Raw genomic sequence first — 24816 nt, 5'->3', positions numbered from 1 at the left:
TATGTTTGAAGGAGTGACCTCACTTGGCAGTTGAACAAATTAAAATGCCGCAGCTGGGAGAAAGCGTAACGGAAGGCACAATCAGCAAATGGCTTGTATCCCCTGGTGACAAAGTCAATAAATATGATCCGCTTGCAGAGGTCATGACAGATAAAGTGAACGCCGAAATCCCATCCTCCTTTGAAGGGACAATCAAGGAACTGATTGCCGGGGAGGGTGACACACTCGCGGTAGGAGAAGTAATCTGTACGATAGATGCTGGCGGGGAAAATGAAGCTCCCGCCGCTGCTGCCCAGCCTGCTTCAGCAAATGCCGAAGAACAAGCCGGTAGTTTGTCAGAGGCGGGAGCGGATGAACAAACTGGTAGCAAATTGCGCTATTCACCAGCGGTCCTGAAGCTTTCCCAGGAGCATGGAATCGACCTTGGCCGGGTGAAGGGTTCCGGAGCCGGCGGGCGAATTACCCGGAAGGATCTTTTGAAATTGATCGAATCCGGAAATATTCCAGTAGCGAGTGAACAAAAAGCCGAAGCGGTTGGCAGTCAAACCCCGGGTGCACAGGTTTCCCAACCGGCAGCCCAAGACGCAAAGCCTGCGGCAGCTGCTGCTGCGCCGATAAGCATACCTTCAATGCCTGGCGATATTGAAATACCGGTAACAGGCGTTAGGAAAGCAATCGCGGCCAATATGCTAAGAAGCAAGCATGAAGCCCCGCACGCCTGGACAATGGTTGAAGTCGATGCGACAGGGCTCGTTGAATACCGCAATTCGCTAAAGGACGATTTTAAAAAGAAGGAAGGCTTCAACCTTACATTCTTTGCGTTTTTCGTAAAAGCGGTCGCCCAGGCGCTGAAGGAATTCCCGCAAATCAATTCCATGTGGGCAGGCGACAAAATCATCCAAAAGAAGGATATTAATATTTCTATTGCGGTGGCGACAGAGGACGCGCTTTTCGTGCCTGTCATCAAGCATGCCGATGAAAAGACGATCAAAGGAATCGCCCGTGAAATTACCGAGCTCGCGGCAAAAGCCCGCGGCGGCAAGCTGACAATGGATGAAATGCAGGGCGGTACCTTCACGGTTAACAACACTGGCTCTTTCGGCTCCGTGCAGTCAATGGGCATCATTAACTATCCGCAGGCGGCAATCCTTCAGGTAGAATCGATTGTTAAGCGCCCTGTTGTCATGAACAATGGCATGATTGCTGTTAGGGATATGGTGAACCTGTGCATGTCGCTCGACCACCGTGTACTGGACGGCCTGGTTTGCGGCCGCTTCCTGCAGCGGGTCAAGGAAATAATTGAAAACACATCGAAATCGAATACGTCCGTTTATTAATAAAATGTGAAAACCCGCTTCCGGTTGGAGGCGGGTTTTCAACTGGGCTAGGAACCACAACGAAAGATGTTTACATAAGGTACATTTCGTTAACAGAGGGGTTTTGGTTATCAAAAAGGCAGTGCCGGTTCTGCGTTGCCTCAACCCGGCCGCTATACTACAATAAAAGCAGCGACTATTTAGAATTTTTGGAACGGCAATGAAAGGGGGGACCGTCTCCGCGCCTGGGGACGAACGAGTATGGGGATGGACAAAATAATGGCTTATCGCTTTCCCGAAACAACAATCGATGATTGGAAAAACAAAGCCGAACAAACCTTAAAGGGCAAATCAATTGACTCTTTAAACAGCCATACATATGAATCGATTATTTTGAAACCGCTTTACTACCGAGAGGATGGAAAAATGCCGGGTTATCCTGGCAGCCCTGATTTTAGGAGGGGAATCAACCCGCTCGGTTTCAGAGACAGGAAATGGCATATCGCCCAGCAAATCTCCTGGGGGTTACCAGAAGAACTGGCCCATAAGCTAGTGGATGCTTTTGCGAAAGGACAGACCGCAATTTCTTTTAAAATGAAGAAAGGGCTTGAGCGGGAAGCTGCCCTTGGCACGGCCCGTTTTTCGGCATCCTATCCGTTCGCGGTGAATGCAGGCGGGGGACAGGCGGAATTTATTGCCGTATTGGAAGAAGCCAATGGGGCAGGCGGGTTAACCGGGTACATCGGGTATGACCCGCTTGCTGATTTTGCAAAAAAGATTGGGGGCAACCCGTCGGAATCCGGCTGGGAGAAAACTATTTTCGAAACAGCCGTGAAGCACCCGAGTTTAAGGACGGTCTTCGTGGATGCGGGCGTCTATCATCATGCAGGCGCCAATGCGGTCCAGGAACTGGCTGCGGCTGCCGCATCAGGTGTGTTCTATATTGAACAGCTCCTGAAGGCTGGCATGGACTTAGAGGCCGTTTTTTCAAAAATTGTTTTTAGCTTTGCTATAGGCGCAAACTTCTTCATGGAAATTGCAAAGCTTCGCGCAGCAAGAATCATGTGGGACAGGATCAGGGAACTATATGGCGCTTCGGAATCTGTTCGTGGAATGGTCATTGCTGCTGAGACATCAAGGTTTACAAAAACGCTGTACGACCCGCATGTGAACCTGCTTCGTGCTGGCAATGAAGCATTTGCCGCAGTGCTGGGCGGCGTCCAGTATGTGCACGTAGAGCCGTTTGATTCGCTTGAGGGTGCCACTCCTCTATCTGAAAGGATCGCGAGGAATATCCAGCTGATCCTTCAGGAGGAAGCCTACGTGGATAAAGTTGCGGATCCGGCCGGAGGTTCCTGGTATATTGAAGAGCTGACCGAGCAATTGGCGGAAAAGGCGTGGGAGCTTTTTGGAAAAATGGATGCCCTAGGAGGCATGCCTGCTGTCCTTGAGTCGGGATGGCTGGAAAAGGAAATTGCCGCAACGCTCGCTCAAAGGATGGCCGATGCAAAGGCGAGAAAGCAGAGTATCGTTGGCACAAATGTTTATGCAAACTTGGCTGAAACAGCGAAGGCAATACCGGAGCACCGGGATGTAGCGGATTATGGAATCCGGGGAACGCGGCTCTCGATTCCATTTGAGGAATTACGGTTGAAAGCGGCCATTCTTGAACAATCGGGGAAAAAGGCTTCGATTGGCCTCATTTGCCTGGGCACCCTGAAAGAAAGCAAGCTACGCGCGGATTTTGTTGAGGGCTTTCTGGCTCCTGGCGGCATTAGGGCTGTTCGGAGCGGACAGGTTCTTTCCGTGGCGGATGCAGAAGCGTTTATCGCCGAATCCGGGCTTACCCGTTATTGCTTCTGCTCGACGGATGAGCGGTACACGGAGATAGGGCTTGGGATGTTAACCGAAATGAAGCGGCGGTATCCGAAGATGTTGTTTTACCTTGCGGGGCAGCCTGGGCCGGATGAAAAAAATCGATGGCTGGAAGCGGGGCTGAAGGATTTTATTCATATCAGAAGCAATTGCCACGACTTTTTGGCGAATGTGATTGGTGAATTGGAGGCGGCAGGAAATGAGTAAAAAACCCGATTTTCAGACGGCGGACCTATTCGGTGCCCGCCGCGTTTCCAGAAAAGAAGAATGGAAGGCTGAATGCGAAAAGCTTGCTGGGAAACAAATTGACCAGCTTTTGTTTGAGACGAATGAAGGGATCGGCCTGAAGCCTGTTTATTCCGGAGAGGATCTTGACGGACTTGAACACCTGGACGGGAAGCCTGGCCTGCCGCCATTTACACGCGGACCTTATCCGACGATGTATGTCAACAGGCCGTGGACAGTGCGGCAGTATGCAGGTTTCTCAACGGCCGAGGAAAGCAATGCTTTTTATAGAAGGAATCTGGCGATGGGGCAAAAAGGGCTTTCGGTTGCATTTGACCTCGCGACCCACCGTGGTTATGATTCCGACCATCCACGGGTAGTCGGCGACGTAGGTAAGGCCGGTGTTGCGATTGATTCCGTCCTTGATATGAAAATCCTGTTCGATGGCATCCCACTCGACCAAATGTCCGTCTCGATGACAATGAACGGTGCCGTGCTGCCTGTTCTGGCATTCTACATTGTTACGGCCGAGGAACAGGGCGTCAGCAGTGAGCAGCTGGCGGGGACGATCCAGAATGATATTTTAAAAGAATATATGGTCCGGAACACTTATATTTACCCGCCTGAGATGTCGATGAAGATTATCGCCGATATCTTTGCCTATACATCAAAGTATATGCCGAAGTTCAATTCGATTTCGATCTCCGGCTATCATATGCAGGAAGCGGGCGCGCCAGCGGATATCGAACTTGCCTATACGCTCGCGGACGGCCTTGAATATGTAAGGACTGGCTTGAAGGCTGGAATTGATATTGACTCGTTCGCACCAAGGCTCAGCTTTTTCTGGGGAATCGGCATGAATTATTTTATGGAAGTCGCGAAGATGAGGGCAGCCCGTTTCATTTGGGCGAAAATGATAAAGGAATTCAATCCGAAAAACGAAAAATCTTTGGCGCTCAGGACCCACTCTCAAACGTCAGGATGGAGCCTGACAGAACAGGATCCGTTCAATAATGTAATGAGGACGCTCCTTGAGGCGCATGCCGCAGCAATGGGGCATACCCAGTCGCTGCACACGAACGCGCTTGATGAAGCGATTGCGCTGCCGACAGACTTTTCGGCGCGGATCGCCCGCAATACCCAATTATTCCTTCAGGAGGAAACCGGGATTACAAAAGTCATCGATCCGTGGGGAGGCTCCTACTATGTCGAGGCGCTTACGGCTGAACTGATCAAAAGGGCAACCGCCCATATTGAAGAGGTTGAAGCGCTCGGCGGGATGGCAAAGGCGATTGAGACCGGGCTGCCGAAAATGAAAATTGAAGAAGCAGCGGCCAAGAGGCAGGCAAAAATCGATTCTGGCAAGGAAACAATCGTCGGCGTTAACAAATACAGGCTTGAGCAAGAGGAGCCATTGGATATCCTCGATATCGATAACACTGCCGTCCGGAACAAGCAGATTGAAAGATTGAATCAATTAAAGGCGAACCGGGATGCGCGTGCGGTTGAAGCAGCCCTGTCCGCCCTTGAGGAAGCGGCCAGTTCTGGCGAAGGCAATCTGCTCGAATTCGCTGTTGAAGCCGCGAGGGCAAGAGCCACCCTCGGCGAGATTTCAGATGCGATTGAAAAAGCGGCCGGCCGCCATCGTGCTGCGATTCGTTCTATTAGCGGAATTTACAGCTCGGCATTTTCAAATGAAGAAGAGATTGCCAGGGTTAAGGCAATGGCCGATGAATTCCTAGAAAATGAGGGAAGAAGGCCGAGGATCCTGATTGCGAAAATGGGCCAGGACGGCCATGACCGTGGCGCGAAAGTCATTTCAACCGCTTTTGCCGACCTCGGCTTCGACGTTGATATCGGCCCGCTATTCCAGACCCCGGCCGAAACGGCGATGCAGGCTGTGGAAAACGACGTCCATGTTGTCGGCTTCAGCTCGCTTGCCGCCGGCCATAAAACCCTATTGCCGCAGCTGGTCGAGGAGCTTCGGAAACTTGGGCGTCCGGATATTCTCGTCGTTGTTGGCGGGGTTATACCGGCTCAGGATTACGCGTATTTATATGACCACGGCGCGGCTGCGATTTTCGGACCAGGCACTGTCATCCCTGTTGCCGCACAGAAAGTGATCAAGGCAATTTACGAAGCACTAGGGTACGAGGAAGTAGAGCTTTGATGGGGAATGATTTTGGAAAAAGGGGCGGCAGGAGCGCCTTCCGGAAAAAAGCCGGGTCTTCAATGTCGGTTGATAGCCTAGCCAGCGGTATCCTTGCGGGGGAAAGAAGCGCCCTTGCACGCGGGATAACGCTCATCGAAAGCAATGCGGGCCATCATTTCAAGGAAGCCCAGGAGCTTTTGCAAAAATTGCTCCCGTCCAGCGGAAACTCGGTCCGAATTGGTATTACAGGTGTTCCCGGGGCTGGCAAAAGCACATTTATTGAAGCGTTTGGATCATTTCTTTGCGAACAAGGCCATAAAGTGGCCGTCCTAGCCGTCGATCCAAGCTCAACAGTAAGCGGGGGCAGCATCCTCGGTGACAAAACGAGAATGGAAAACCTGTCCCGTGAGCCGAATGCATTCATCAGGCCATCCCCATCCGGCGGAAAGCTTGGCGGGGTCCATCGGAAAACGAGGGAATCAATGCTGCTGTGCGAGGCGGCCGGGTTTGATGTCATCCTTGTTGAAACAGTCGGGGTCGGGCAGAGCGAAGTGACAGTCAGGGGAATGGTCGATTTTTTCATCCTCCTCGTCCTAACTGGCGCCGGCGACGAGCTTCAGGGTATGAAAAAAGGGATCATGGAGCTTGCCGATGCCATAGTGGTGAACAAGGCAGACGGATTGAATGAACCGCTCGCCGAACAGACCCGGATGGAATACAAGCGGATCCTCCATTTCCTGCAGCAGGCGACCCCAGGCTGGGACACACGGGCACTCGCATGCTCGGCCTTGACCCATAAAGGCATATCGGAAATCTGGTCGGTTATCGGGGAGTTCAGTAAGGTAACCAGAAGTACAGGCTTTTTCGAGGAAAGGCGCAAGTCGCAAATGCGCGACTGGTTCCACACCGTCATTTCCGACCAGCTCCACTACAGCTTTTATCAAAATGAAGGGGTTAAGCAACTTTTGCCCGGGCTGGAGAATGATATCCTGGCTGGAAGAAAAACGGCGGCCAGCGCTGCGGAACAACTTTTTGGGGTTTTTTATGGGCGGGGAGAATAGGGGTTGTTAACCAGGCGCTGTCCAGGGAGGAAGTTAGTTAGTTTGTTGGTCAACCAGGCCGGTGTACAATATGGAGAGTCATATCGATTTTCAATTAGATTTTTAACTTTAACATGGAGCGGGGCGTGTAACCCGCTTCTTTTTATTTAGCTTTTAGATGAATATTGGGGAAAAGCCTCAAACCATTTCCACGGGCAGGAAAAAGTTAACAAAAATTTCACAGCAATAAGGGAATTTTTTTAATAGAATGGGCTTACCGACTTGGAAAGGAAGTGGCTTATGTTTTTAAAAAACAGAACGGAACCAGAGGAACTACTGGTTTTAAGGAGTTTGAGTAAACGGATGGATCTTGCTCCAGATGATAGGAAGCGACTCTCCAATTTGGAAAGAGGGTTCGAAGGGGAAATGCAGTTTGACCTCCTCGCAAAAAATATCGTCGAAGAACGGTATATCCTCAATGATTTGCGGCTGGAAGTAAACAATATGGAACTACAAATTGATTCATTAATCATTTCGCAGGGCATTTCGTACCTGTGAGATGTGAAAAACTTTTATGGTGATTTTTACATTGACGGCGACAAATTTATCTCCATTAGAACCGGGGAGGAATACAAAAATCCTCTTGACCAGTTAAAAAGAAGTGCGCTGCTCCTCCGCCAGCTTTTCAAGACCTATAACTTCAATTTCCTCATCGAACCCTACGTTATCTTCATCAATCCTGAATTCACCTTGTACCAGGCTCCTATGAATCAACCATTCTTTCTCCCAACACAGGCTAACCGATTTATCCGGGAAGTGAACGAATTGCCATCCAGGCTAAACGATGGCCATCGAAAACTCGCGCAGACCCTTCAATCACTCCACCAGACCAAAAACCGATTTCAAAAGCTGCCAGTTTATCGGTATGAGCAGCTAAGGAAAGGGATGCTTTGTGGAAACTGCGGATGTTTATTTTCGATTATTGAACATTTCGATTTGGTATGCGGAAATTGCGGCGGGCATGAAAAGTTCGAATCCGCTATATTGCGTCATACCGAGGAATTTAAGCTGCTGTTTCCGGAGCGGAAGGTTACGACTAGTGGTATTCATGAGTGGTGTAACATTGACTTGGCTAAACGAACAATTACTAGAGCCTTAAAAAAGAATTTTAATTTAGTAGGAAGTACAAGTAACACATATTTTATTTAATTACTATCCAAAACGCGTTATATACTTCATTCGTTAGAAGAATAATTTTGCGAAAGAAAATTCTGTTGTCACCTGTTTGGACAGCAAATTAATTTTTCGAGGGATGTGTGTCCAAAGATGCCTCATGTTTGGACAGCCAATAGAATTTTCGAGGGCTGTGTGTCCAAAGATACCTCATGTTTGGACAGCAAAGTGAATTCTCAAGGGTTGTGTGTCCAAAGATGCCTCATGTTTGGACAGCAAATAGAATTTTCGAGGGAAGTGTGTCCAAAGATGCCCGATGTCTGGACAGCAAAGTGGGAACCACGTTAGCAGGCTGCCAAAATCACTTTATTTTGTGCTGCTGTCATCGCAGAAACAAAAAAAGCGGATAGCGCAAATGCGCTATCCAAAAAATTAGGGAGTTTAGGGGTATGGATCTAGCTGTAGTTCTACCTTTCCCCGAGCGGGAAGGAAATAAACCTGTCTGCACAATTTTTCTCAATAATTGAAAACCCCTTCCGTGCCCTGTATGATAGAAATAGGTATTTTTATTTCAGTTTACAGGGAGTGATTCCATTGAATATGAATTTTAATTTGTTTATGAACGACGTTGTCCAACAGGCGCGCCAGGAAATCTCGGCTTCGGGTTATACTGAGCTGAAAACCCCTGAAGAAGTGGATGAAGCGCTTAGCCGCAAGGGAACGACGCTTGTTATGATCAATTCGGTTTGCGGATGTGCGGGAGGCATCGCGAGGCCTGCTGCGGCGCATGCAATCCATTATGATAAACGCCCGGACCACCTTGTTACCGTTTTTGCCGGCCAGGATAAGGAAGCCACTGAGAAGGCTAGGAGCTATTTTACCGGCTACCCGCCATCTTCTCCTTCATTCGCGCTTTTGAAGGACGGTAAAATCTGCACGATGATTGAGCGCCATGATATTGAAGGATTTGACCCAATGAATGTTATCCAGAAGTTGCAGCAAAGCTTTGACCAGTACTGCGAAGAGCTGTAACGCTGCAGGGAAAAACCCTTACGTTTCGAGAAGCTTTTAACGGTCTGTTGTGCCCCTGCACAACAGGCCGTTTTTTGGGGTGCATGGCGGCAATTTCACGGCACCTGGTCCTGGATCTGGAAAAACGAGCGGCCATTGGATTTCCTCATCCCTATAAAAAAGCCATGACTTGTTTATCCTCCGCAAACCAGGACCGCTCATCTCTCGCAAAATCGGACCCCGCTAGCATACCCCATACTTCAATGCCGCTACCCAAAGGAGCCACTTGCAAAAATACCCCAGCTAAATACCCAAACTAATATGTCACACCCCAAAAAAACCATCCGAAATCCATTCATACTACAACGCTACAGCTGAAAATCCTTCCACACCAACTTTTCTTTAAATTTCCAATGTGATTTTTAAAAATACTATTGCATAATTATTTATACGTGTTAAAATTCATTAATGTGAATAATTATTACCCGGTGTTTTTACTTGTAAAAAGGGATTTTTCACGTTTAAAATGGGTAGTAATAATGAAGATAGAAAATTTTCAGTAAATTAGGGAGGTCAACTTCAATGAAAAAAAGCATTCTTTTATTTTTAAGCGCAGTCCTGCTTGCGGGCGTCCTTTCAGCTTGTGGGACGAAGAAAGACGATGCGAAAACCGGGGACGGAGGAGAAGATAAGAAAACTCTTATCATGGGTACTTCTGCCGATTACCCGCCATTTGAGTATATCGAAACTGAAAAAAGCAATGAAATTATTGGGTTCGACGTTGACCTGGCGAAAGCTCTGGCCAGTAAGCTTGGCTACGATGTGCAAGTGAAAGACATGGACTTCAACGGACTTGTGCAGGCGCTTAAATCCGGCCAGGCAGACTTTGTTCTTGCAGGTATGACCCCGACGGAAGACCGCAAGAAGAATGTTGATTTTACCGATATCTACTACACCGCTTCCCATATGATCGTTACGAAAAAGGACAGCGGCATTAAATCACTGAAGGATCTTGAAGGCAAGACAGTCGGCGTCCAGCTTGGATCGATCCAGCAAGGAAAAGCCGAGGAAATCCAAAAAGAAGTGAAAATTAAAATCGAAGACAGGAACAGGATTCCTGATCTGATCCAGGAAATCAAATCCGGCCGGTTCGACGCCGCCATCATTGAGGACACAGTTGCCAAGGGATTCTTCGCACACGAAAAAAACCTTGAAGGGTTTACCATTTCGGATGATCCGGAAGAAGCCGGCTCCGCAATCGCGTTCCCTAAGAATAGCGAACTGACTGAGAAATTCAACAAAGAACTGCAAAAAATGAAAGAAAATGGTGAACTCGATAAACTGGTTGTAAAATGGTTTGGCGGGGAACAATAAAGGGAAAGCATGTAAACGTTCAGGAGGCATGTCCTCTCTGAACGTTTTTACAGTTGAAGCAGAGAGGAATGGTTTTTAGAATGGGATTGGATTTTGGGCAAATTGTCCCCTCTATTCCGTATATATTGGAAGGGATCCTTGTTACGCTGCGCATTGTATTGATAGCGGGCATACTCGGATTCGCATTTGGAATTGTTTTATCACTATTTAAAATAAGCACAATTAAGCCGCTGGGCTGGCTGGCGGATGCCTATACAAGTATTTTTAGGGGTACGCCGCTCGTCCTACAGCTAATGATCATCTATTTTGGCTCCCCTCAAATTCTTGGATTTCAGATTGAGCCTTATACCGCAGCCATCATTTCATTCGCGCTTAACTCCGCGGCGTATATTTCCGAAATCATCAGGGCGGGGATTCTTGCGGTCGACAAAGGACAAAGGGAAGCAGCCCTTGCGCTGGGCGTTCCATACAGGCAAATGATGTGGGATATTATCCTGCCGCAGGCGTTGAAAAATATTCTGCCTGCACTTATGAATGAATTCATAACCCTCACCAAGGAATCAGCCATTGTTACAACCATCGGGGTCATGGATATCATGCGCCGTTCCTACCAGGTAGGGGCCCAGTATTATTCATACTTTGAACCTCTTATTGTTGCCGGCTTAATCTATTACCTCATGGTCATTATCTTGACCTTCCTTGGCAAGCTGGTTGAAAGGAGGATGAGGCGCGGTGATTAAAGTTGAGGATTTGCGCAAAAATTTTGGAAAGCTTGAGGTTCTCAAAGGAATAACGACCTCTATAAAGGATGGAGAGGTGGTCGCCATTATCGGGCCATCCGGTTCCGGGAAGTCAACATTCCTGCGCTGCATGAACATGCTTGAGGTGCCTACAAGCGGACGGATTTGGATCGGGCCAAGCGAAATTACGGACAAGAAGACCAATATCAACAAGGTACGTGAAAATGTCGGGATGGTATTCCAGCATTTTCACTTATTCCCACATAAGACGGTCCTGCAAAATTTAACATACGGCCCGATGAAGGTAAAAGGATTAACAAAGGCCGAAGCGGAAAAAGTAGGCTATGAACTGCTAGAGCGAGTCGGACTTTTTGAAAAAGCAGGGGAGTATCCTGGCCGCCTCTCAGGAGGGCAAAAACAGCGGGTCGCGATTGCAAGGGCTCTGGCGATGAAGCCGCAAGTCATGCTGTTCGACGAACCGACATCCGCGCTTGACCCGGAAATGGTTAAGGAAGTTCTAGACGTCATGAAGTCGTTGGCACATACAGGGATGACGATGGCAATCGTCACACACGAAATGGGCTTCGCCAAGGAAGTTGCCGACCGGGTTCTGTTCCTTGATGGCGGTGTCCTGGTCGAGGATGCGGCTCCGGAGCAATTTTTCTCAAACCCAAAAAGCAAAAGGGCTCAGGAATTCTTGCAAAAAATGCTTTAATGAGGATATGCTAGGAAAAGATGGTCGCTATGATCATCTTTTTCATTTGTTTTTTTTTGCAGGGAGGGACAAGTCTATGAAATACAGGATTGGCTACAGGACGGCCAAAACCGCGATTGGTACAGCGGCATCCATCATCATCGCACAGCAGTTGGGAGCCCATAACTTCGCTTCGGCTGCGATCCTGACAATCCTATGCATCAAGCCGACGAAAAGAAAGTCGCTTAGGGCGGCATGGGACAGATTTCTAGCCTGCACTTTGGCAATGCCTTTCTCCGCGCTTTTTTTTGAGTCAATTGCCTACCATCCGCTCGTCATCGGTTTAATGCTATTTTTCTTTATCCCTACAATTGTGATGCTAAAGGCCAATGATGGGATTGTGACAAGTTCAGTCATCATCCTTCATATTTATTCAGCGGGCCATATTTCAAAAGATATTATTTTGAATGAGCTCATCGTGATTATGGTCGGGATTGGGGTGGCGCTTGTGATGAATCTGTATATGCCGAGCCTTGAAAAAAAACTGTATGAATACGGGAACCAGATAGAAGACAACTTCAGGAAAATTTTTCTGGAAATGGCCCGATATTTGCGGACGAATGAAAGCACCTGGGATGGAAAGGAAATAGATGAAACCTCGAAGCTTTTGAATAAAGCGAAATCACTCGCTTTCCGCGATGTCGAGAACCATCTGCTCCGTGAGGAAAACGACTATTATCGTTATTTTATGATGAGGGAAAAACAGTTTGGAATCATCGAACGGATATTGCCAATCTCTGCTTCGCTTACCCGATCAGTCGAACAGGGCAGGATGATGGCTGATTTTATTGAGGAGCTTTGCGAGAACATCCATCCCGGCAATACGGCGTACATCTACCTTGATAAATTAAGAAACTTGAAGAAAGAGTTCGAAGTGATGAAGCTTCCGCGAACGAGAGAGGAATTTGTGGCAAGGGCAGCGGTCGTCCAAATGGTTAATGAGCTTGAGGACTACCTTCTCATAAAAAGCTCTTTTAAAGGGATTAAGGGAACGGAAAAGGAGAATCGAAGCGGGGCATTTGGCGCAAACTAGGGAAAAATGGCAAGGGTGGTATGTATGGCAAATTTACTTGCTATGCTTTTATCTGTCCTGTTTGTTTCACCAATCTGGCCGCTTGGCCCAAATCCGCTCCCGGGCGATACGTTTATCATCATCAATAAAAAGACAAACGAAATGGCTTTTATTGATGACAACCGGGTCCAGACTGTCCTTTCGGTCGGTACGGGGAAAAGCGCCGGACTGACTCCGGAAGGGCTGTTTACCGTAACAGTCAAGGCCGAAAATCCGTATTACCGTAAGAAGGACATTCCTGGTTCTAGCCCGGCCAACCCGCTTGGAACAAGATGGATCGGCTTTGACGCCAAAGGAACGGATGGCAGGACTTACGGGCTCCATGGCACAAATGATCCTTCATCCATCGGAAAGTATGTATCAGAGGGCTGCATTAGGCTTCAAAATGAAGGAATTGAATCGCTCTATCCGTTCATTCCGCTCGGCACGAAAATTTTGATCACATCCTCAAATCGGCCTTTTGCGGAATTGGGAATTGAATATGGTGCCATTCAATAGGAAAAAAGGGACCGTCCACTTAATGGGCGGTCCCTTTCGTTTTTTTAAATATAAAAGTTTGTCTAGATCAACACTACTGCAACATAGCATCAATCACTAAACGGGTGCTTCCGCTTTTCTTATAGAAATGAAGATAATCCGAGCAGGAGTGTCGATGCGAGCATCGCGAACAGCATCAGGTAGACAATGACCTTTCTGGACTTCCGGTTATTCATATAATTTCTCCTCCCTTAATGAGTTATGGGATACTATTATTGTACCGGGAAAAAGGGCAATGGACAACCTTGCAAATTGGGAAGGATTTATGACACTTTTGGGAGAATACAATAATTGTCGAAATTTTAGGGGGAAACCGGAGACTGTTTCGAAAAAAAAGCGGATACCCGCCGACAAATGCAAAGGGGATGAAACTATGATCAACAAAGTGGACCATATCGGGATTGCCGTCAAATCCTTAAAGGAAGCGCTTCCTTTTTATACAGATGTCCTGAAACTCCCGCTTTTGGCAATCGAGGAAGTGGAGAGCGAGAAAGTGGTTGTCGCCTTCCTTGATGCAGGTGGGACGAAGCTCGAACTGCTTGAACCTTCCTCATCGGAAAGCGCGATTGCAAGGCATATTGAAAAAAGGGGGGAAGGCATCCATCATGTCGCTTTCGGCGTTACCTCCATCAAGGATAGGATCAATGAAATGAAGGAAAGCGGAATCAGGATGCTCCAGGACGAGCCAAAGCCGGGTGCCGGTGGGGCGCAGGTTGCATTTATGCACCCAAAATCAACCGGCGGGGTGTTATACGAGTTTTGCGAGAAGAAAGGGATGGAGAGGTAAATGGCAGATATTTTTGAAAAAATCAATGAACTCTATGATAAACGCCGCGAGATTGAGATGGGTGGCGGCGATGAAAGAATTGCCCGGCAGCATGCCAAAGGGAAGCTGACAGCAAGGGAAAGGATCGACATTCTTGTTGATGAAGGGACGTTTATTGAACTGAATCCGTTCATTGAGCACAGGACGACCGATTTTGGGATGGACAGGCAGAAGGGGCCAGGGGACGGTGTCGTAACTGGCTATGGTAAAATCAATGGCCGGCCAGTGTATGTGTTTTCCCAGGACTTCACCGTGTTTGGCGGTGCGCTTGGCGAGATGCACGCGAAGAAAATCGCGCACCTGATGGACCTGGCCGCGAACAATGGAGCGCCGGTAATTGGGTTAAATGATTCGGGCGGTGCGAGGATCCAGGAAGGGGTTGTGTCGCTGGATGGGTATGGGCAAATCTTTTACAGAAACGCGATTTATTCAGGAGTCGTCCCGCAAATTTCCGTGATTATGGGCCCATGCGCGGGCGGAGCGGTCTATTCGCCGGCCATCACGGACTTCGTCTTTATGGTCGAAGGCACAAGCCAAATGTTTATTACCGGCCCTAAGGTCATCGAAACAGTGACTGGTGAGAAAATTTCGCCGGAGGACCTTGGCGGGGCAAAAGTACATAACTCCATTTCCGGGAACGCCCATTTCATGGGAAAAACAGAAGAAGAAGTGCTGGAATCCGTCCGGAAGCTATTAAGCTACCTGCCCCAGAATTCCCGGGAGAAGCCTCCGCATGCCGAAACCGTGGATACAGGGGATGATTACAGGGCTGACCTGGTGGACTGCATTCCGTTCGACCCAATCAGGCCGTATGATGTGCGGGTAGTCATCAATCATGTTGTGGATGAGGGAAGCTTCATGGAAATCCATCGTGATTTCGCGAAAAATATTGTCGTTGGCCTGGCCAGGATCAAAGGGGATACAGTCGGCCTTGTTTGCAATCAGCCAAAAGTAATGGCCGGCGGGCTCGATATCGACTCATCCGATAAGGCGTCCCGGTTCATCCGGTTCTGCGACTCCTTCAATATCCCGATTATTACATTTGAGGACGTCACAGGCTTTTTTCCAGGGGTTAAACAGGAACATGGCGGAATCATCCGGCATGGGGCGAAAATTTTGTACGCTTATTCGGAAGCGACAGTACCGAAGCTAACGGTTATTTTAAGGAAGGCATACGGGGGCGCGTACGTTGCGCTGAACAGCAAATCCATTGGCGCCGATCTCGTTTTCGCATGGCCGAACGCCGAAATCGCCGTAATGGGGCCACAGGGGGCCGCGAACATTATTTTTGCAAAGGAAATCGAAAACAGCCCTGATCCGGAAAAGGTACGCCAGCAAAAAATTGAAGAATACCGTGAAAAATTCGCAAATCCTTATGTGGCGGCCGCAAGGGGTATGGTCGACGATGTCATCGACCCCCGAGAAACGAGAATTAAGCTAGTACAGGCGCTTGAAATGCTAAAAAACAAGCACGAATCACGACCTCCGAAAAAACACGGCAACATTCCGTTATAATTCGGGATGTTGATGATGGAGCACCCGGAAAGGTATACTAAAATAGCGAGTACATATTTAGTCGACGGAGGTTTTATGGATGATTAACAGCGAACGGTTGTTGAATGAATTTCTTGAGCTTGTCCAAATCGATTCCGAAACAAAATTCGAGGCGGAAATCGCAAAGGTTCTGAAGGAGAAGTTTTCTGCGCTTGGATTGGATGTTTTTGAAGATGACACTACCTCCATTACTGGGCACGGGGCAGGAAACCTGATCTGCACCTTGCCCGCCACAAAGGACGGGGTGGATCCGATTTATTTTACGAGCCATATGGATACTGTCACTCCTGGCAACGGCGTTAAGCCTTCAATCAAGGAAGGCTATGTCGTGACGGACGGGACGACAATCCTCGGCGCGGATGATAAGGCAGGGCTTGCCGCCATGTTCGAATTGATTCGCGTCCTTAAGGAACAATCGATTCCCCATGGTGAAATCCAGTTTATTATTACAGTTGGCGAGGAGTCGGGCCTAGTGGGCGCAAAAGCACTTGATCCATCGAAGATAACGGCCAAATACGGCTATGCGCTTGATAGCGACGGGAAGGTGGGCAATGTCGTCGTTGCCGCGCCTACGCAGGCAAAAATCAGCGCGGTCATTTATGGAAAAACCGCGCATGCGGGGGTCGCACCTGAAAAGGGCATATCTGCGATCACAATTGCAGCGAAGGCAATTGCGAAAATGCCACTCGGAAGGATTGACAGCGAAACGACGGCAAATATTGGGCGGTTTGCTGGAGGCCAGGCGACGAATATCGTAGCTGACCGTGTCGATATTTTAGCAGAGGCAAGATCGCTTGTTGCTGAAAAAATGGAAGCACAGGCCGCGAAAATGAAGGAAGCATTTGAACAGGTTGCCGAACAGATGGGAGGCAGGGCGGAAGTAGAAGTAAAAGTCATGTATCCCGGTTTCAAGTTTGGCGCGGGCGACCATGTTGTCGAGGTAGCCAGGAAGGCAGCCGCAAGGATAGGGCGCAGCTGTGAGCTCCAGCAAAGTGGGGGAGGCAGTGATGCGAACGTGATTGCCGGCTTTGGAATCCCAACTGTCAACCTCGCTGTAGGGTACGAGGAAATCCATACGACAAATGAGCGGATGCCGATTGAAGAACTTGGCAAGCTTGCTGAAATGACGATTGCGATTGTCGAGGAAGTCGCCAATCAATAATTCCATGCGAAAAGGGAGCCTGGCTTACATGCCGGGCTCCCTATTTTTTTGGGCAATGTCGATGTGGATGTAATTTTCGCTCCACTAGGAAAGCTTTTGAGAAGATTCATTGCATGCATAATTCCTCGGGCAGCCTACCAATCTCCCGGTTCGATGCTGTCAAGTTCCGTTGTTACACTCGTTTCATTGCCAGAGGCATCTTTGAGGTAAAACGATTTTTTAACAATTCCGAGCCCCGGGGCCCAGCTGTTTTGAACGATGCTCCCATCCTCGCCAATTTTCTCAAGGATGATTGCCTTGGAAACTTTTCCAAATGGGATTGTGACCGTGGCATTCAGTTCCTTCACGATCCATCCATCGAATTGCTGATTGAGCCTAACGGAACCTGGCAGTAGAAGCTTCGATTTAAAATCCGGCTTGAACTTTGCGATGTCGGGAGGATCTTCCGAATAGTATTCAGGCTCTTCGTATACAATCGATATTCCCTCTTTGCCAAGCCGGTAAATCCTAAGGATACTTGTTCCCCCGTTTTCGGTTACCGTTGAAATGAATTCCCCTTCCTTGGAAAAGACCCTTTCTACCTCTGCAGCAAATTCATTTCCGGTTCCTCTAAACATTTTTATTTGATTGGGGGTGGGCAGGTAGGCAGCGGTTTGGATTGAATTGCCTGTTCCATTTTCGTTTCTATTTTTGCCATTGCCAGCTTTGCCCCCATTCTTATCCGGGGTTTTCCCTGCGCCTGGGCGGGTTTGCCCCTTACCGCCATCATCTGATTGATTTGTATCTTTGGCCTGTTTGGGAGTATCCCCAATCGCGCAGCCTCCCAAAAGGAAAAGCACGCCAATTACAGCCAGCCACTTTCTCATACCATCACTTCCTTGCTGAAATAAACAGTTATACTCATTTGACGTATTTTATGTTAGCATGTTTCGTTTATATTACAAAATAGGCCGAGGAATCACAAGTTCATCCGGAAATGAATTGCCTTCACGATGGGATGCGGGGACGCCCTGTTTTTGTTAAACTAAGAGAAAAGAGAACGGGGGTGATGGCCATGAAGGAGATGTATCCGAAAAAGGGCAGGGTTATTTTGCATGTCGATATGAACAGTTTCTATGCATCGGTGGAAGCAGCCCATGATTCGTCCCTGAAGGGGAAACCCCTGGCCATTGCCGGCAATCCGGAGGAACGGCGTGGAATCATCGTGACATGCAGCTATGAAGCCAGAAAGATGGGGATCAGGACGACAATGCCACTATGGGAGGCGAAAAAGCTTTGCCCGCAGCTGATTGTGATGCGGCCGAACTTTGATCGTTACCGGGCAGCCTCAAAGGCAATGTTTGATATCCTTTCCCAATTTACACAGTTAGTCGAACCGGTATCAATTGATGAGGGGTATCTGGATATTACGGAAAGCTATGAACTCGGAAGCCCGCTTGATATCGCGAAGACGATCCAGAAGCGGATCATGGCGCAGCTTGATTTGCCATGCAGCATTGGGATCGCCCCGAACAAATTCCTTGCCAAAACAGCTTCGGATATGAAAAAGCCGATGGGGATAACTGTACTCCGGAAACGGGATGTACCGACAGTCCTTTGGCCAAGGCCGGTCGGCGATATGCACGGAGTGGGCGCGAAAACAGCGGATAAGCTGAAAGGAATCGGGATTGAAACGATCGGGGCGCTTGCTTCCGCCAACGATATACAATTGAAGATGCTTCTTGGGATTAACGGTCCCAGGCTGAAAGACCGCGCGAATGGAATTGACCCGCGCCATGTGGATCCTGATTCCGTATCTGATTTTAAAAGCATCGGGAATTCCACGACGCTGCCGAGGGACATTGCAAACCAGCACGAGCTTTTGGCGGTGCTTGACGGCCTTGCGGATAAAGTTGCCACAAGGCTGAAAAGGAAACAGGTTGTTGCCAATTCCCTCTCCATCACAATCCGCTACAAGGACAGGAAAACGGTCAACCGCGGCAGAAAGCTTACGAACCCTGTAGCCGGAAAGGAAGAAATACTGGAATTTGCCAAACAGCTACTTATTACGAACTGGAACGGCGATCCTGTCAGGCTGCTGGGCATTACGGGATCGGATTTGGCGGGAGCGGAAGAGGCTGTCAAACAGCTCGACTTGTTTTCCTATGAAAAGGAAGCGAAAAAGGAACCGCTTTATAATACCCTTTCCGTGCTAAAAGAGAAATATGGGAAAAACATTATTGCCAATGCGGGCACCTTGAAGGAAACCGATCCAAATAAAGGAACGGAAACAAGCTTCAACAAGGATTTTCTTCGCGGATTCAGGCCTGGGGCCCGGGAAGAAGAGAATAAAGTTGACTAGCCACTAGAGCTAAAATAAGCCTGTGAAAAATGCCGCCCATAGAGCCGGGCGGCATTTTATTTGATGGTTCTCATACAATACTACACTATTAGGCGGAACTCTTATTACCGAACACTGTAAAACACCTTTAGAGCCCGAAAGCCCCGCTGGGTGTTGCTGTTCGGTCGCTAAGTCATCGTTTAGAGCCCGAAAGACCCGCTTGCCGTTGAAGTTCGGTCGCTAAGCCATCGTTTAGTGACCAAATGCCTAACAACCGACTGCTGTTCGATATATTTGCCAATAGTCGGGCTTCTAGGAATAAAATCACCGCTAATCAGCTGATGCCTTCCAATAGCAATATCCTCGCCGGGGCGGCATCGGTTCCCTGCAGCTTAAGGGGCGCGGCAACCATGAAATATTCCCCTTGACGGACATCTTTCAGGCGGAGCCCTTCAATGATGATGATATCCCGTCCCATTAACGCTTTATGGGTTGGATGGCCTTCCTGGGCGCGTTCAATCCCAAGCGCATCAACTCCCACGCCGGCAACCCCAATTTCTGCAAGCCGTTCGGCAGCGTCACTGGCGACAAAAATAAAGTCAAAATTGAATTCCTCTTCAAAGGAGTTTTTTGTTTTGAACAGGACAAAATCCCCTTTTTCAATATCGAGCCCTTCCAGGTCCCCGGCGGAAATCCTGTCAGCCACATGGGTCATGTCAAATACCTTGCAGCTTCTTACAAGCTCCTCAATCGAAATTGTTTCAAAGGTTTTCCCTTCATTTATCATGTGGAGCGGTGCATCAATATGCGTACCTGTATGTACGTCAATGCTCAGCCTTGATTCTGTAACATGGCCGTTTGTTATTGTTTCAAGCTTCGGCTGTTTTTCAGGCTTGTTTTTATAAACTGTCATTCCTTCGAATATTGGCGCGGTAATATCATGGATTTTCATATTTTCCCCTCCGGTCGATACAGTTTTCAATAGAACTTTTGACACTAACTCTAGCATCTTTCTACTTTCAGGTCCCGTACACGCCACCAGAAAAAGCCATCCTTCGCAAGCAGCTCCTCCGCCGCGGCTGGGCCCCTTGCACCCGGTTCGTAGTTCGGGAAGCTCTCGTCTTTCGTGCTCTCCCACGCATCCGAAATCTTGTCCACGAAACTCCACGAAAGGGCGACCTCGTCCCAGTGTGCGAAATTTGTCGCGTCGCCGCGCATGCAGTCGTACAGCAGCAATTCATATGCTTCCGGTGTGTTCATTTCATTGACCTCGTTATTGGCGTAGCTTAATTTCACTTCCGTCGCGTCCATTCCCTGGCCCGCCTTTTTGGCGTTCAGGTGGAGAGTGATTCCCTCCTCGGGCTGGATATGGATGACGAGCAGGTTGGGATTCAATGGTTTATTAGGCTGGTAATACAGGTTCATCGGAATATCCTTGAACTGGACGACGATTTTCGTTGATTTGGCGCCAAGGCGTTTCCCTGTCCGAATATAGAACGGGACACCGGCCCAGCGCTGGTTGTCGATCATAACTTTTCCCGCCACATATGTTTCCGTATTGGAGTTTTTATCTACATTCGGTTCGTCCCGGTAAGCCGGAACTTCTTTGCCGTCCAAAACTCCGGAACCATACTGCCCACGGACGAAATATTCGGATACTTCCTTGCCCTCGATCGAGCGGAGGGAGCGGAAGACCCTGATTTTTTCCGAGCGGATTTCATCGGTGGTAAGCTTGATCGGCGGCTCCATTGCCAACAGCGCGACCATCTGCAGCATATGGTTTTGGACCATATCCCTTAGAGCCCCGCTAGTTTCATAATATCGTCCCCGTTCCTCGACCCCAAGCGTTTCGCTTGATGTAATCTGAATGTTTGAGATATACCGGTTGTTCCAGAGAGGCTCAAAAAGAGCGTTTGCAAAACGGATAACTTCAATATTCTGGACCATCTGCTTGCCGAGGTAATGGTCAATCCGGTAAATTTCATCTTCACCGAAAGCCGTGCGTATTTGCTCATTCAGTTCAATGGCCGACTCAAGGTCATGGCCGAATGGCTTTTCAATAACGAGCCGTTTGAAACCGGATACGTCCGTCAGGCCATCACTTTTAAGATGAAGGGCAATCGGGCCGAAGAATTCGGGTGCCATTGCCAAGTAAAAAATCCTGTTACCGCCAAGCCCATAATGATTGTCCAGGTCTTCGGCTATCTGTTTCAATGCTGCATATGAAGCAGAGTCTGTGACATCATGTGAATGGTAATAGAAGTGGGAAGCGAATTGGCCGATGCTCTCGCCATTTTCGCCGGCTTCAAGGACCGAATTTCTCACATTTTCCTGAAATTGCTCGTTTGTAAGCGGCCTTCTGGCGACCCCAATTACCGCAAACTGCTCCGATAAAAGGCCTTTTCGGAAGAGCCTGTACAAAGAAGGATAAAGCTTCCGGTTCGCGAGGTCGCCCGTCGCCCCGAATATCATAATCAATGATTTTTGTTCTCCATTTTGTGGCAAGGAAGAAAACTCCTTTACGAAAATAATTTTCCAAATGCATCATGTCTATTCAAATACAAAAGTGTAGCCGTTTCTGCCCTATTACGCAAATGATTCGCAATCGATGTTCCTCGTAGAGTGCGCCGGAAGCCACATCGTTTAAAGGCGGCATGGAACGTGAAGTATGGTATAGTAATAAAAAATAACAATACAGTACGTAAGCCTACCCCGGGCCAACTACAGCGGTTGGGGCAGGCTTTTTCGAAAAAGAAAGAGGTTTTTACGTTGGAATTATTATTCCTTGGAACAGGGGCGGGCATTCCCGCGAAACTTAGGAACGTGACGTCGATGGCGCTGAAGCTGCTTGATGAGCGGGGGAGCGTCTGGCTTTTTGATTGCGGGGAGGCGACCCAGCACCAAATCCTCCATACGTCCCTGAAGCCGCGCCGAATAGAAAAAATATTCATCACCCATTTGCACGGCGACCATATTTATGGCCTCCCCGGGCTTTTATCAAGCCGCTCTTTCCAGGGAGGGGATTCAGAGGTTGAGGTTTTCGGCCCAAAAGGGATTGAACTTTATATTAAAACAAGCCTGTCCATCAGCGGTTCATATTTAAAATATCCCCTAAAGATTACGGAGATTGAAGAAGGGGTGGTTTTTGATGATGGACAGTTCCGGGTCGAAGCCCTTCACCTTGACCACGGCATCCCTTCATACGGATACCGGATAACCGAAGCGGACCGACCGGGCACATTGCTTGCCGAAAAGCTGGAAGAGGCGGGGATTCCCCCTGGCCCGATTTATAAAAAGATTAAAAGCGGCGAAAAGGTAACGCTTGAGGACGGCTCGATTCTTGATCCTTCCCACTTCCTTGGCCCCCGCCAAAAAGGACGGATTGTTGCCATCCTTGGCGACACCCGCTATTGCGAAAATGCAATCAGCCTCGCAAAGGCTGCCGACCTTCTCGTCCATGAAGCGACGTTCGCTGCCGGCGAAGAAGAAATGGCACATGAATATTTCCATTCCACGACCGCACAGGCTGCCGGGGTGGCAATAAAAGCAGGTGCAAAAAAACTTTGCCTGACCCATATCAGCTCCCGCTATGATCGCCATGCCTCAAGGGAGCTTCTCGAGGAGGCGCGGGGGTTTTTCAGAGAAACAGAATTAGCGGAAGATTTTAAAGAAATTGTGATACCTTTGCATCAGCCGTAAAGTTAAAGTGCCTGGCCCGATTAATGGGCCGGGTTCTTTTTATAAAAAAGGGGTCCTGCCGCTCTAAAATGCATACGCCTTTATTCAATTTTTTCTATTTTTTCCTATACGCCTTCCAGGCGGTTTTCATTGCGGCATAGTTGCCAATTGCAGCATATCCGTAAAACCAGCCCATGAACAATCCGGCAAGCAGGCTGGAAGGGTGGCTGATCAGGACGGAAAACAGAATGCCGGCAATAAGCGCCACGGCAGGAACATACTCTTTTGGAATACCAAAATAAAGTTTAAGGATTTGGGTAATTGCCATGATGGCCGGGACTGCGATAATCGTATCCCAAACGTTCGTATGTATGACAGGAAACTCCAATTGCATCATCCTCCCGGCAAGCTGCTAACGCTTAGTTTGCTCTACTGGGGGACGAATCAACCATAGACGTCTGAATGAATGGGCATTCATCGCTTATTTTCGGGAAAACTGAAAAACTTTATGAACGCATGCTTAACTTAAGGATGGAAGGGGTAAAAGATAGGGTAGATTACTTCTGGGAGGGACTATCGTGGAAGCGTTTATCCTCATTGGGACATATATTTTAATTATGGGGTCAATTGTTTTATTGTTAAGCGGCGTTATCAGTTTCTTTATTCCAAGAGTCCATTTTTTATACATATTGGGCATAAGCGCATTGGCCGGGCTAGTTTTTGGTTTCTTGCTTGAGCTTGGCGGGCTGGCATTTTTCGCGGCGGCCTTCAATGTTTTCCTTTCGGCCATTGCAATCGGGCTGGCGAAATACGGGCTTTATTTAAAATCGAAAACCGACTTTGAAGCTGATAGATTATTTAATTAAACAACAGGGCGCCTTTTCTTCACGGAAGGGCGCCCTGTTTGTGGTTTAGGCTATTTCCAGCCACGCTCATACTGCTTTGGCGCTTCAATTTCGAACCCAAGCTGTTTTGCAGCTGTCCGCGGCCAGTATGGGTCACGCAGGAACTCACGCCCGATGAGGATCAGGTCCGCGCGCTCATTTTGGAGGATTTCTTCTGCCTGTATCCCCGAAGTAATCAGGCCGACCGCGCCGGTTGCAATTTCGGCTCCTTCGCGGATCGTTTCCGAGTATTTCACCTGGTATCCAGGGTACACATTGATTCGGGCTGGAACAACAGCGCCAGAACTTACGTCAATCAAATCGACGCCCTGTTCTTTCATCCATTTTGCAAACTGGACATAATCCTCGGGAGTCAGACCGTCTTCGTGGTAATCGTGAGCCGATACCCTGACGAATAGCGGGCTATCCCAAACGGTGTTGACTGCTTCAATAATCTCACGGAGGAAGCGATAGCGGTTTTCTGCAGAGCCGCCGTACTCATCCGTTCGCGTGTTTGAAAGAGGGGAAAGGAATTCATTGATCAGATAGCCATGGGCACCGTGCAATTCAATGACATCAATGCCGGCTTTTTTTGAACGTTCGGCTCCTTTTTTAAACGCTTCGATCGTTTCCTCAATTTGAGCTTTCGTCATCTCTTTCGGGGTTTTTGATTTTTCATTGAATGCGAGGGCGGAAGGCGCAAGAATGTCGCCTTCAAGAACAGCCTTTCTTCCCGCGTGGGCAAGCTGGATTCCGATGGCCGAGCCTTGTTCGTTTACAAGGCCCGCGAGCTCCCTTAGGCCCGCGATGTGATCATCGCTCCAAATACCGAGGTCATTCGGTGAGATCCTGCCCTGGGGTGTTACCGCTGTCGCCTCGACGATAATCAGGCCAGCCTGACCGACAGCCCTGCTAGCATAATGCGTCCGGTGCCAGTTTTCGACCATGCCGTCCCTATTGTGGCATGAATACATGCACATTGGCGACATCACAATCCTGTTCTTGAACGTAACTCCCTTAACTGAGTAAGGGGTAAACAATTTCGCTCCCATTATGTAGCCTCCTTATTAAAGCAGGGGATGGGATTTCTGCCTCAATCCCCAATCTCTTTTATCTTGAAATG

At 48.5% G+C, this 24816-nt stretch carries 24 protein-coding genes; 18 read left to right on the top strand and 6 right to left on the bottom strand.

Annotated features, from left to right (window positions below; translation table 11 throughout):
- Positions 1-23 precede the first annotated feature (23 nt).
- The 12 genes from ADU24_RS13130 to ADU24_RS13080 all read left to right on the top strand — a co-directional run bounded on the left by ADU24_RS13130 (position 24) and on the right by ADU24_RS13080 (position 13230).
- A complete protein-coding gene (locus ADU24_RS13130) occupies positions 24-1337 on the top strand; it encodes a dihydrolipoamide acetyltransferase family protein (RefSeq protein WP_053367062.1) in 1314 nt (437 codons plus the stop codon).
- 258 nt (positions 1338-1595) lie between these two features.
- Entirely contained in the window at positions 1596-3398 is a 1803-nt protein-coding gene (locus ADU24_RS13125) for a methylmalonyl-CoA mutase family protein (RefSeq protein ID WP_231689612.1), read from the top strand.
- Positions 3391-5586, top strand: a complete 2196-nt coding sequence (gene scpA, locus ADU24_RS13120; protein WP_053367061.1) for a methylmalonyl-CoA mutase — start codon at positions 3391-3393, stop codon at positions 5584-5586. Before ADU24_RS13125 ends, scpA begins: the two co-directional genes overlap by 8 nt.
- On the top strand, positions 5586-6629 hold the full coding sequence (meaB, locus tag ADU24_RS13115; protein ID WP_053367060.1) for a methylmalonyl Co-A mutase-associated GTPase MeaB: 1044 nt from the start codon (positions 5586-5588) through the stop codon (positions 6627-6629). The genes scpA and meaB overlap by 1 nt, the downstream gene beginning before the upstream one ends.
- A gap of 330 nt (positions 6630-6959) precedes the next feature.
- On the top strand, positions 6960-7166 hold the full coding sequence (locus tag ADU24_RS23550) for a nuclease-related domain-containing protein (RefSeq protein WP_231689611.1): 207 nt from the start codon (positions 6960-6962) through the stop codon (positions 7164-7166).
- A gap of 3 nt (positions 7167-7169) precedes the next feature.
- Complete coding sequence (locus ADU24_RS23705) at positions 7170-7817, top strand: nuclease-related domain-containing protein (protein ID WP_331457045.1); 648 nt, start codon at positions 7170-7172, stop codon at positions 7815-7817.
- Between the two features lie 558 nt (positions 7818-8375).
- On the top strand, positions 8376-8813 hold the full coding sequence (locus tag ADU24_RS13105) for a BrxA/BrxB family bacilliredoxin (RefSeq protein ID WP_053367059.1): 438 nt from the start codon (positions 8376-8378) through the stop codon (positions 8811-8813).
- A 561-nt stretch (positions 8814-9374) separates the two neighbouring features.
- Positions 9375-10166 (top strand): transporter substrate-binding domain-containing protein, encoded by a 792-nt coding sequence (locus tag ADU24_RS13100; protein ID WP_053367058.1) that lies wholly within the window; start codon positions 9375-9377, stop codon positions 10164-10166.
- An 80-nt stretch (positions 10167-10246) separates the two neighbouring features.
- A complete protein-coding gene (locus ADU24_RS13095) occupies positions 10247-10906 on the top strand; it encodes an amino acid ABC transporter permease (protein ID WP_053367057.1) in 660 nt (219 codons plus the stop codon).
- Positions 10899-11621 (top strand): amino acid ABC transporter ATP-binding protein, encoded by a 723-nt coding sequence (locus ADU24_RS13090; RefSeq protein ID WP_053367056.1) that lies wholly within the window; start codon positions 10899-10901, stop codon positions 11619-11621. The genes ADU24_RS13095 and ADU24_RS13090 overlap by 8 nt, the downstream gene beginning before the upstream one ends.
- 76 nt (positions 11622-11697) lie before the next feature.
- On the top strand, positions 11698-12693 hold the full coding sequence (locus ADU24_RS13085) for an aromatic acid exporter family protein (protein ID WP_053367055.1): 996 nt from the start codon (positions 11698-11700) through the stop codon (positions 12691-12693).
- A 24-nt stretch (positions 12694-12717) separates the two neighbouring features.
- Positions 12718-13230 carry a L,D-transpeptidase gene (locus tag ADU24_RS13080; RefSeq protein ID WP_053367054.1) on the top strand — a complete coding sequence of 171 codons (513 nt, stop codon included), beginning with the start codon at positions 12718-12720 and terminating at the stop codon, positions 13228-13230.
- 119 nt (positions 13231-13349) lie between these two features.
- Here the strand turns inward: ADU24_RS13080 and prli42 are convergent, their stop codons facing one another.
- Positions 13350-13445 carry a stressosome-associated protein Prli42 gene (gene prli42 / locus ADU24_RS23050; RefSeq protein ID WP_156324576.1) on the bottom strand — a complete coding sequence of 32 codons (96 nt, stop codon included), beginning with the start codon at positions 13443-13445 and terminating at the stop codon, positions 13350-13352.
- Between the two features lie 197 nt (positions 13446-13642).
- On the opposite strand from prli42, the gene mce reads away from it, so the two are divergent.
- The 3 genes from mce to ADU24_RS13065 all read left to right on the top strand — a co-directional run bounded on the left by mce (position 13643) and on the right by ADU24_RS13065 (position 16811).
- Positions 13643-14056 carry a methylmalonyl-CoA epimerase gene (gene mce / locus ADU24_RS13075; protein ID WP_053368923.1) on the top strand — a complete coding sequence of 138 codons (414 nt, stop codon included), beginning with the start codon at positions 13643-13645 and terminating at the stop codon, positions 14054-14056.
- A complete protein-coding gene (locus ADU24_RS13070) occupies positions 14057-15610 on the top strand; it encodes an acyl-CoA carboxylase subunit beta (RefSeq protein WP_053367053.1) in 1554 nt (517 codons plus the stop codon).
- Positions 15611-15689: 79 nt separating this feature from the next.
- Positions 15690-16811: a M20/M25/M40 family metallo-hydrolase gene (locus ADU24_RS13065; protein ID WP_053367052.1), complete on the top strand. Its 1122-nt coding sequence runs from the start codon at positions 15690-15692 to the stop codon at positions 16809-16811.
- A gap of 134 nt (positions 16812-16945) precedes the next feature.
- Here ADU24_RS13065 and ADU24_RS13060 read toward each other — a convergent pair whose 3' ends face one another.
- Entirely contained in the window at positions 16946-17677 is a 732-nt protein-coding gene (locus tag ADU24_RS13060; RefSeq protein ID WP_053367051.1) for a hypothetical protein, read from the bottom strand.
- 188 nt (positions 17678-17865) lie between these two features.
- On the opposite strand from ADU24_RS13060, the gene ADU24_RS13055 reads away from it, so the two are divergent.
- Positions 17866-19152 (top strand): DNA polymerase IV, encoded by a 1287-nt coding sequence (locus tag ADU24_RS13055; RefSeq protein ID WP_053367050.1) that lies wholly within the window; start codon positions 17866-17868, stop codon positions 19150-19152.
- Positions 19153-19465: 313 nt separating this feature from the next.
- Here the strand turns inward: ADU24_RS13055 and ADU24_RS13050 are convergent, their stop codons facing one another.
- Together ADU24_RS13050 and zwf are read right to left on the bottom strand one after the other, a co-directional pair.
- Positions 19466-20083, bottom strand: coding sequence for a cyclase family protein (locus tag ADU24_RS13050; protein ID WP_053367049.1), 618 nt, complete (start codon positions 20081-20083; stop codon positions 19466-19468).
- A gap of 50 nt (positions 20084-20133) precedes the next feature.
- Positions 20134-21603, bottom strand: a complete 1470-nt coding sequence (gene zwf, locus ADU24_RS13045) for a glucose-6-phosphate dehydrogenase (protein ID WP_053368922.1) — start codon at positions 21601-21603, stop codon at positions 20134-20136.
- Positions 21604-21900: 297 nt separating this feature from the next.
- Between zwf and rnz the strand changes: the two genes are divergently transcribed.
- Positions 21901-22830: a ribonuclease Z gene (gene rnz, locus ADU24_RS13040; RefSeq protein ID WP_053368921.1), complete on the top strand. Its 930-nt coding sequence runs from the start codon at positions 21901-21903 to the stop codon at positions 22828-22830.
- Between the two features lie 94 nt (positions 22831-22924).
- Here the strand turns inward: rnz and ADU24_RS13035 are convergent, their stop codons facing one another.
- On the bottom strand, positions 22925-23197 hold the full coding sequence (locus ADU24_RS13035; protein WP_053367048.1) for a hypothetical protein: 273 nt from the start codon (positions 23195-23197) through the stop codon (positions 22925-22927).
- A 190-nt stretch (positions 23198-23387) separates the two neighbouring features.
- On the opposite strand from ADU24_RS13035, the gene ADU24_RS13030 reads away from it, so the two are divergent.
- A complete protein-coding gene (locus ADU24_RS13030) occupies positions 23388-23675 on the top strand; it encodes a hypothetical protein (RefSeq protein WP_053367047.1) in 288 nt (95 codons plus the stop codon).
- A 50-nt stretch (positions 23676-23725) separates the two neighbouring features.
- Here ADU24_RS13030 and namA read toward each other — a convergent pair whose 3' ends face one another.
- On the bottom strand, positions 23726-24745 hold the full coding sequence (gene namA / locus ADU24_RS13025) for an NADPH dehydrogenase NamA (RefSeq protein ID WP_053367046.1): 1020 nt from the start codon (positions 24743-24745) through the stop codon (positions 23726-23728).
- Positions 24746-24816 lie beyond the last annotated feature (71 nt).

It is taken from the genome of Bacillus sp. FJAT-27245 (genome assembly GCF_001273955.1).
Taxonomy (GTDB): Bacteria; Bacillota; Bacilli; order Bacillales; family Cytobacillaceae; genus Bacillus_D.
The sequence above is the reverse complement of the archived record's forward strand: the minus strand, read 5'-3'. Positions and strand labels throughout refer to the sequence as shown.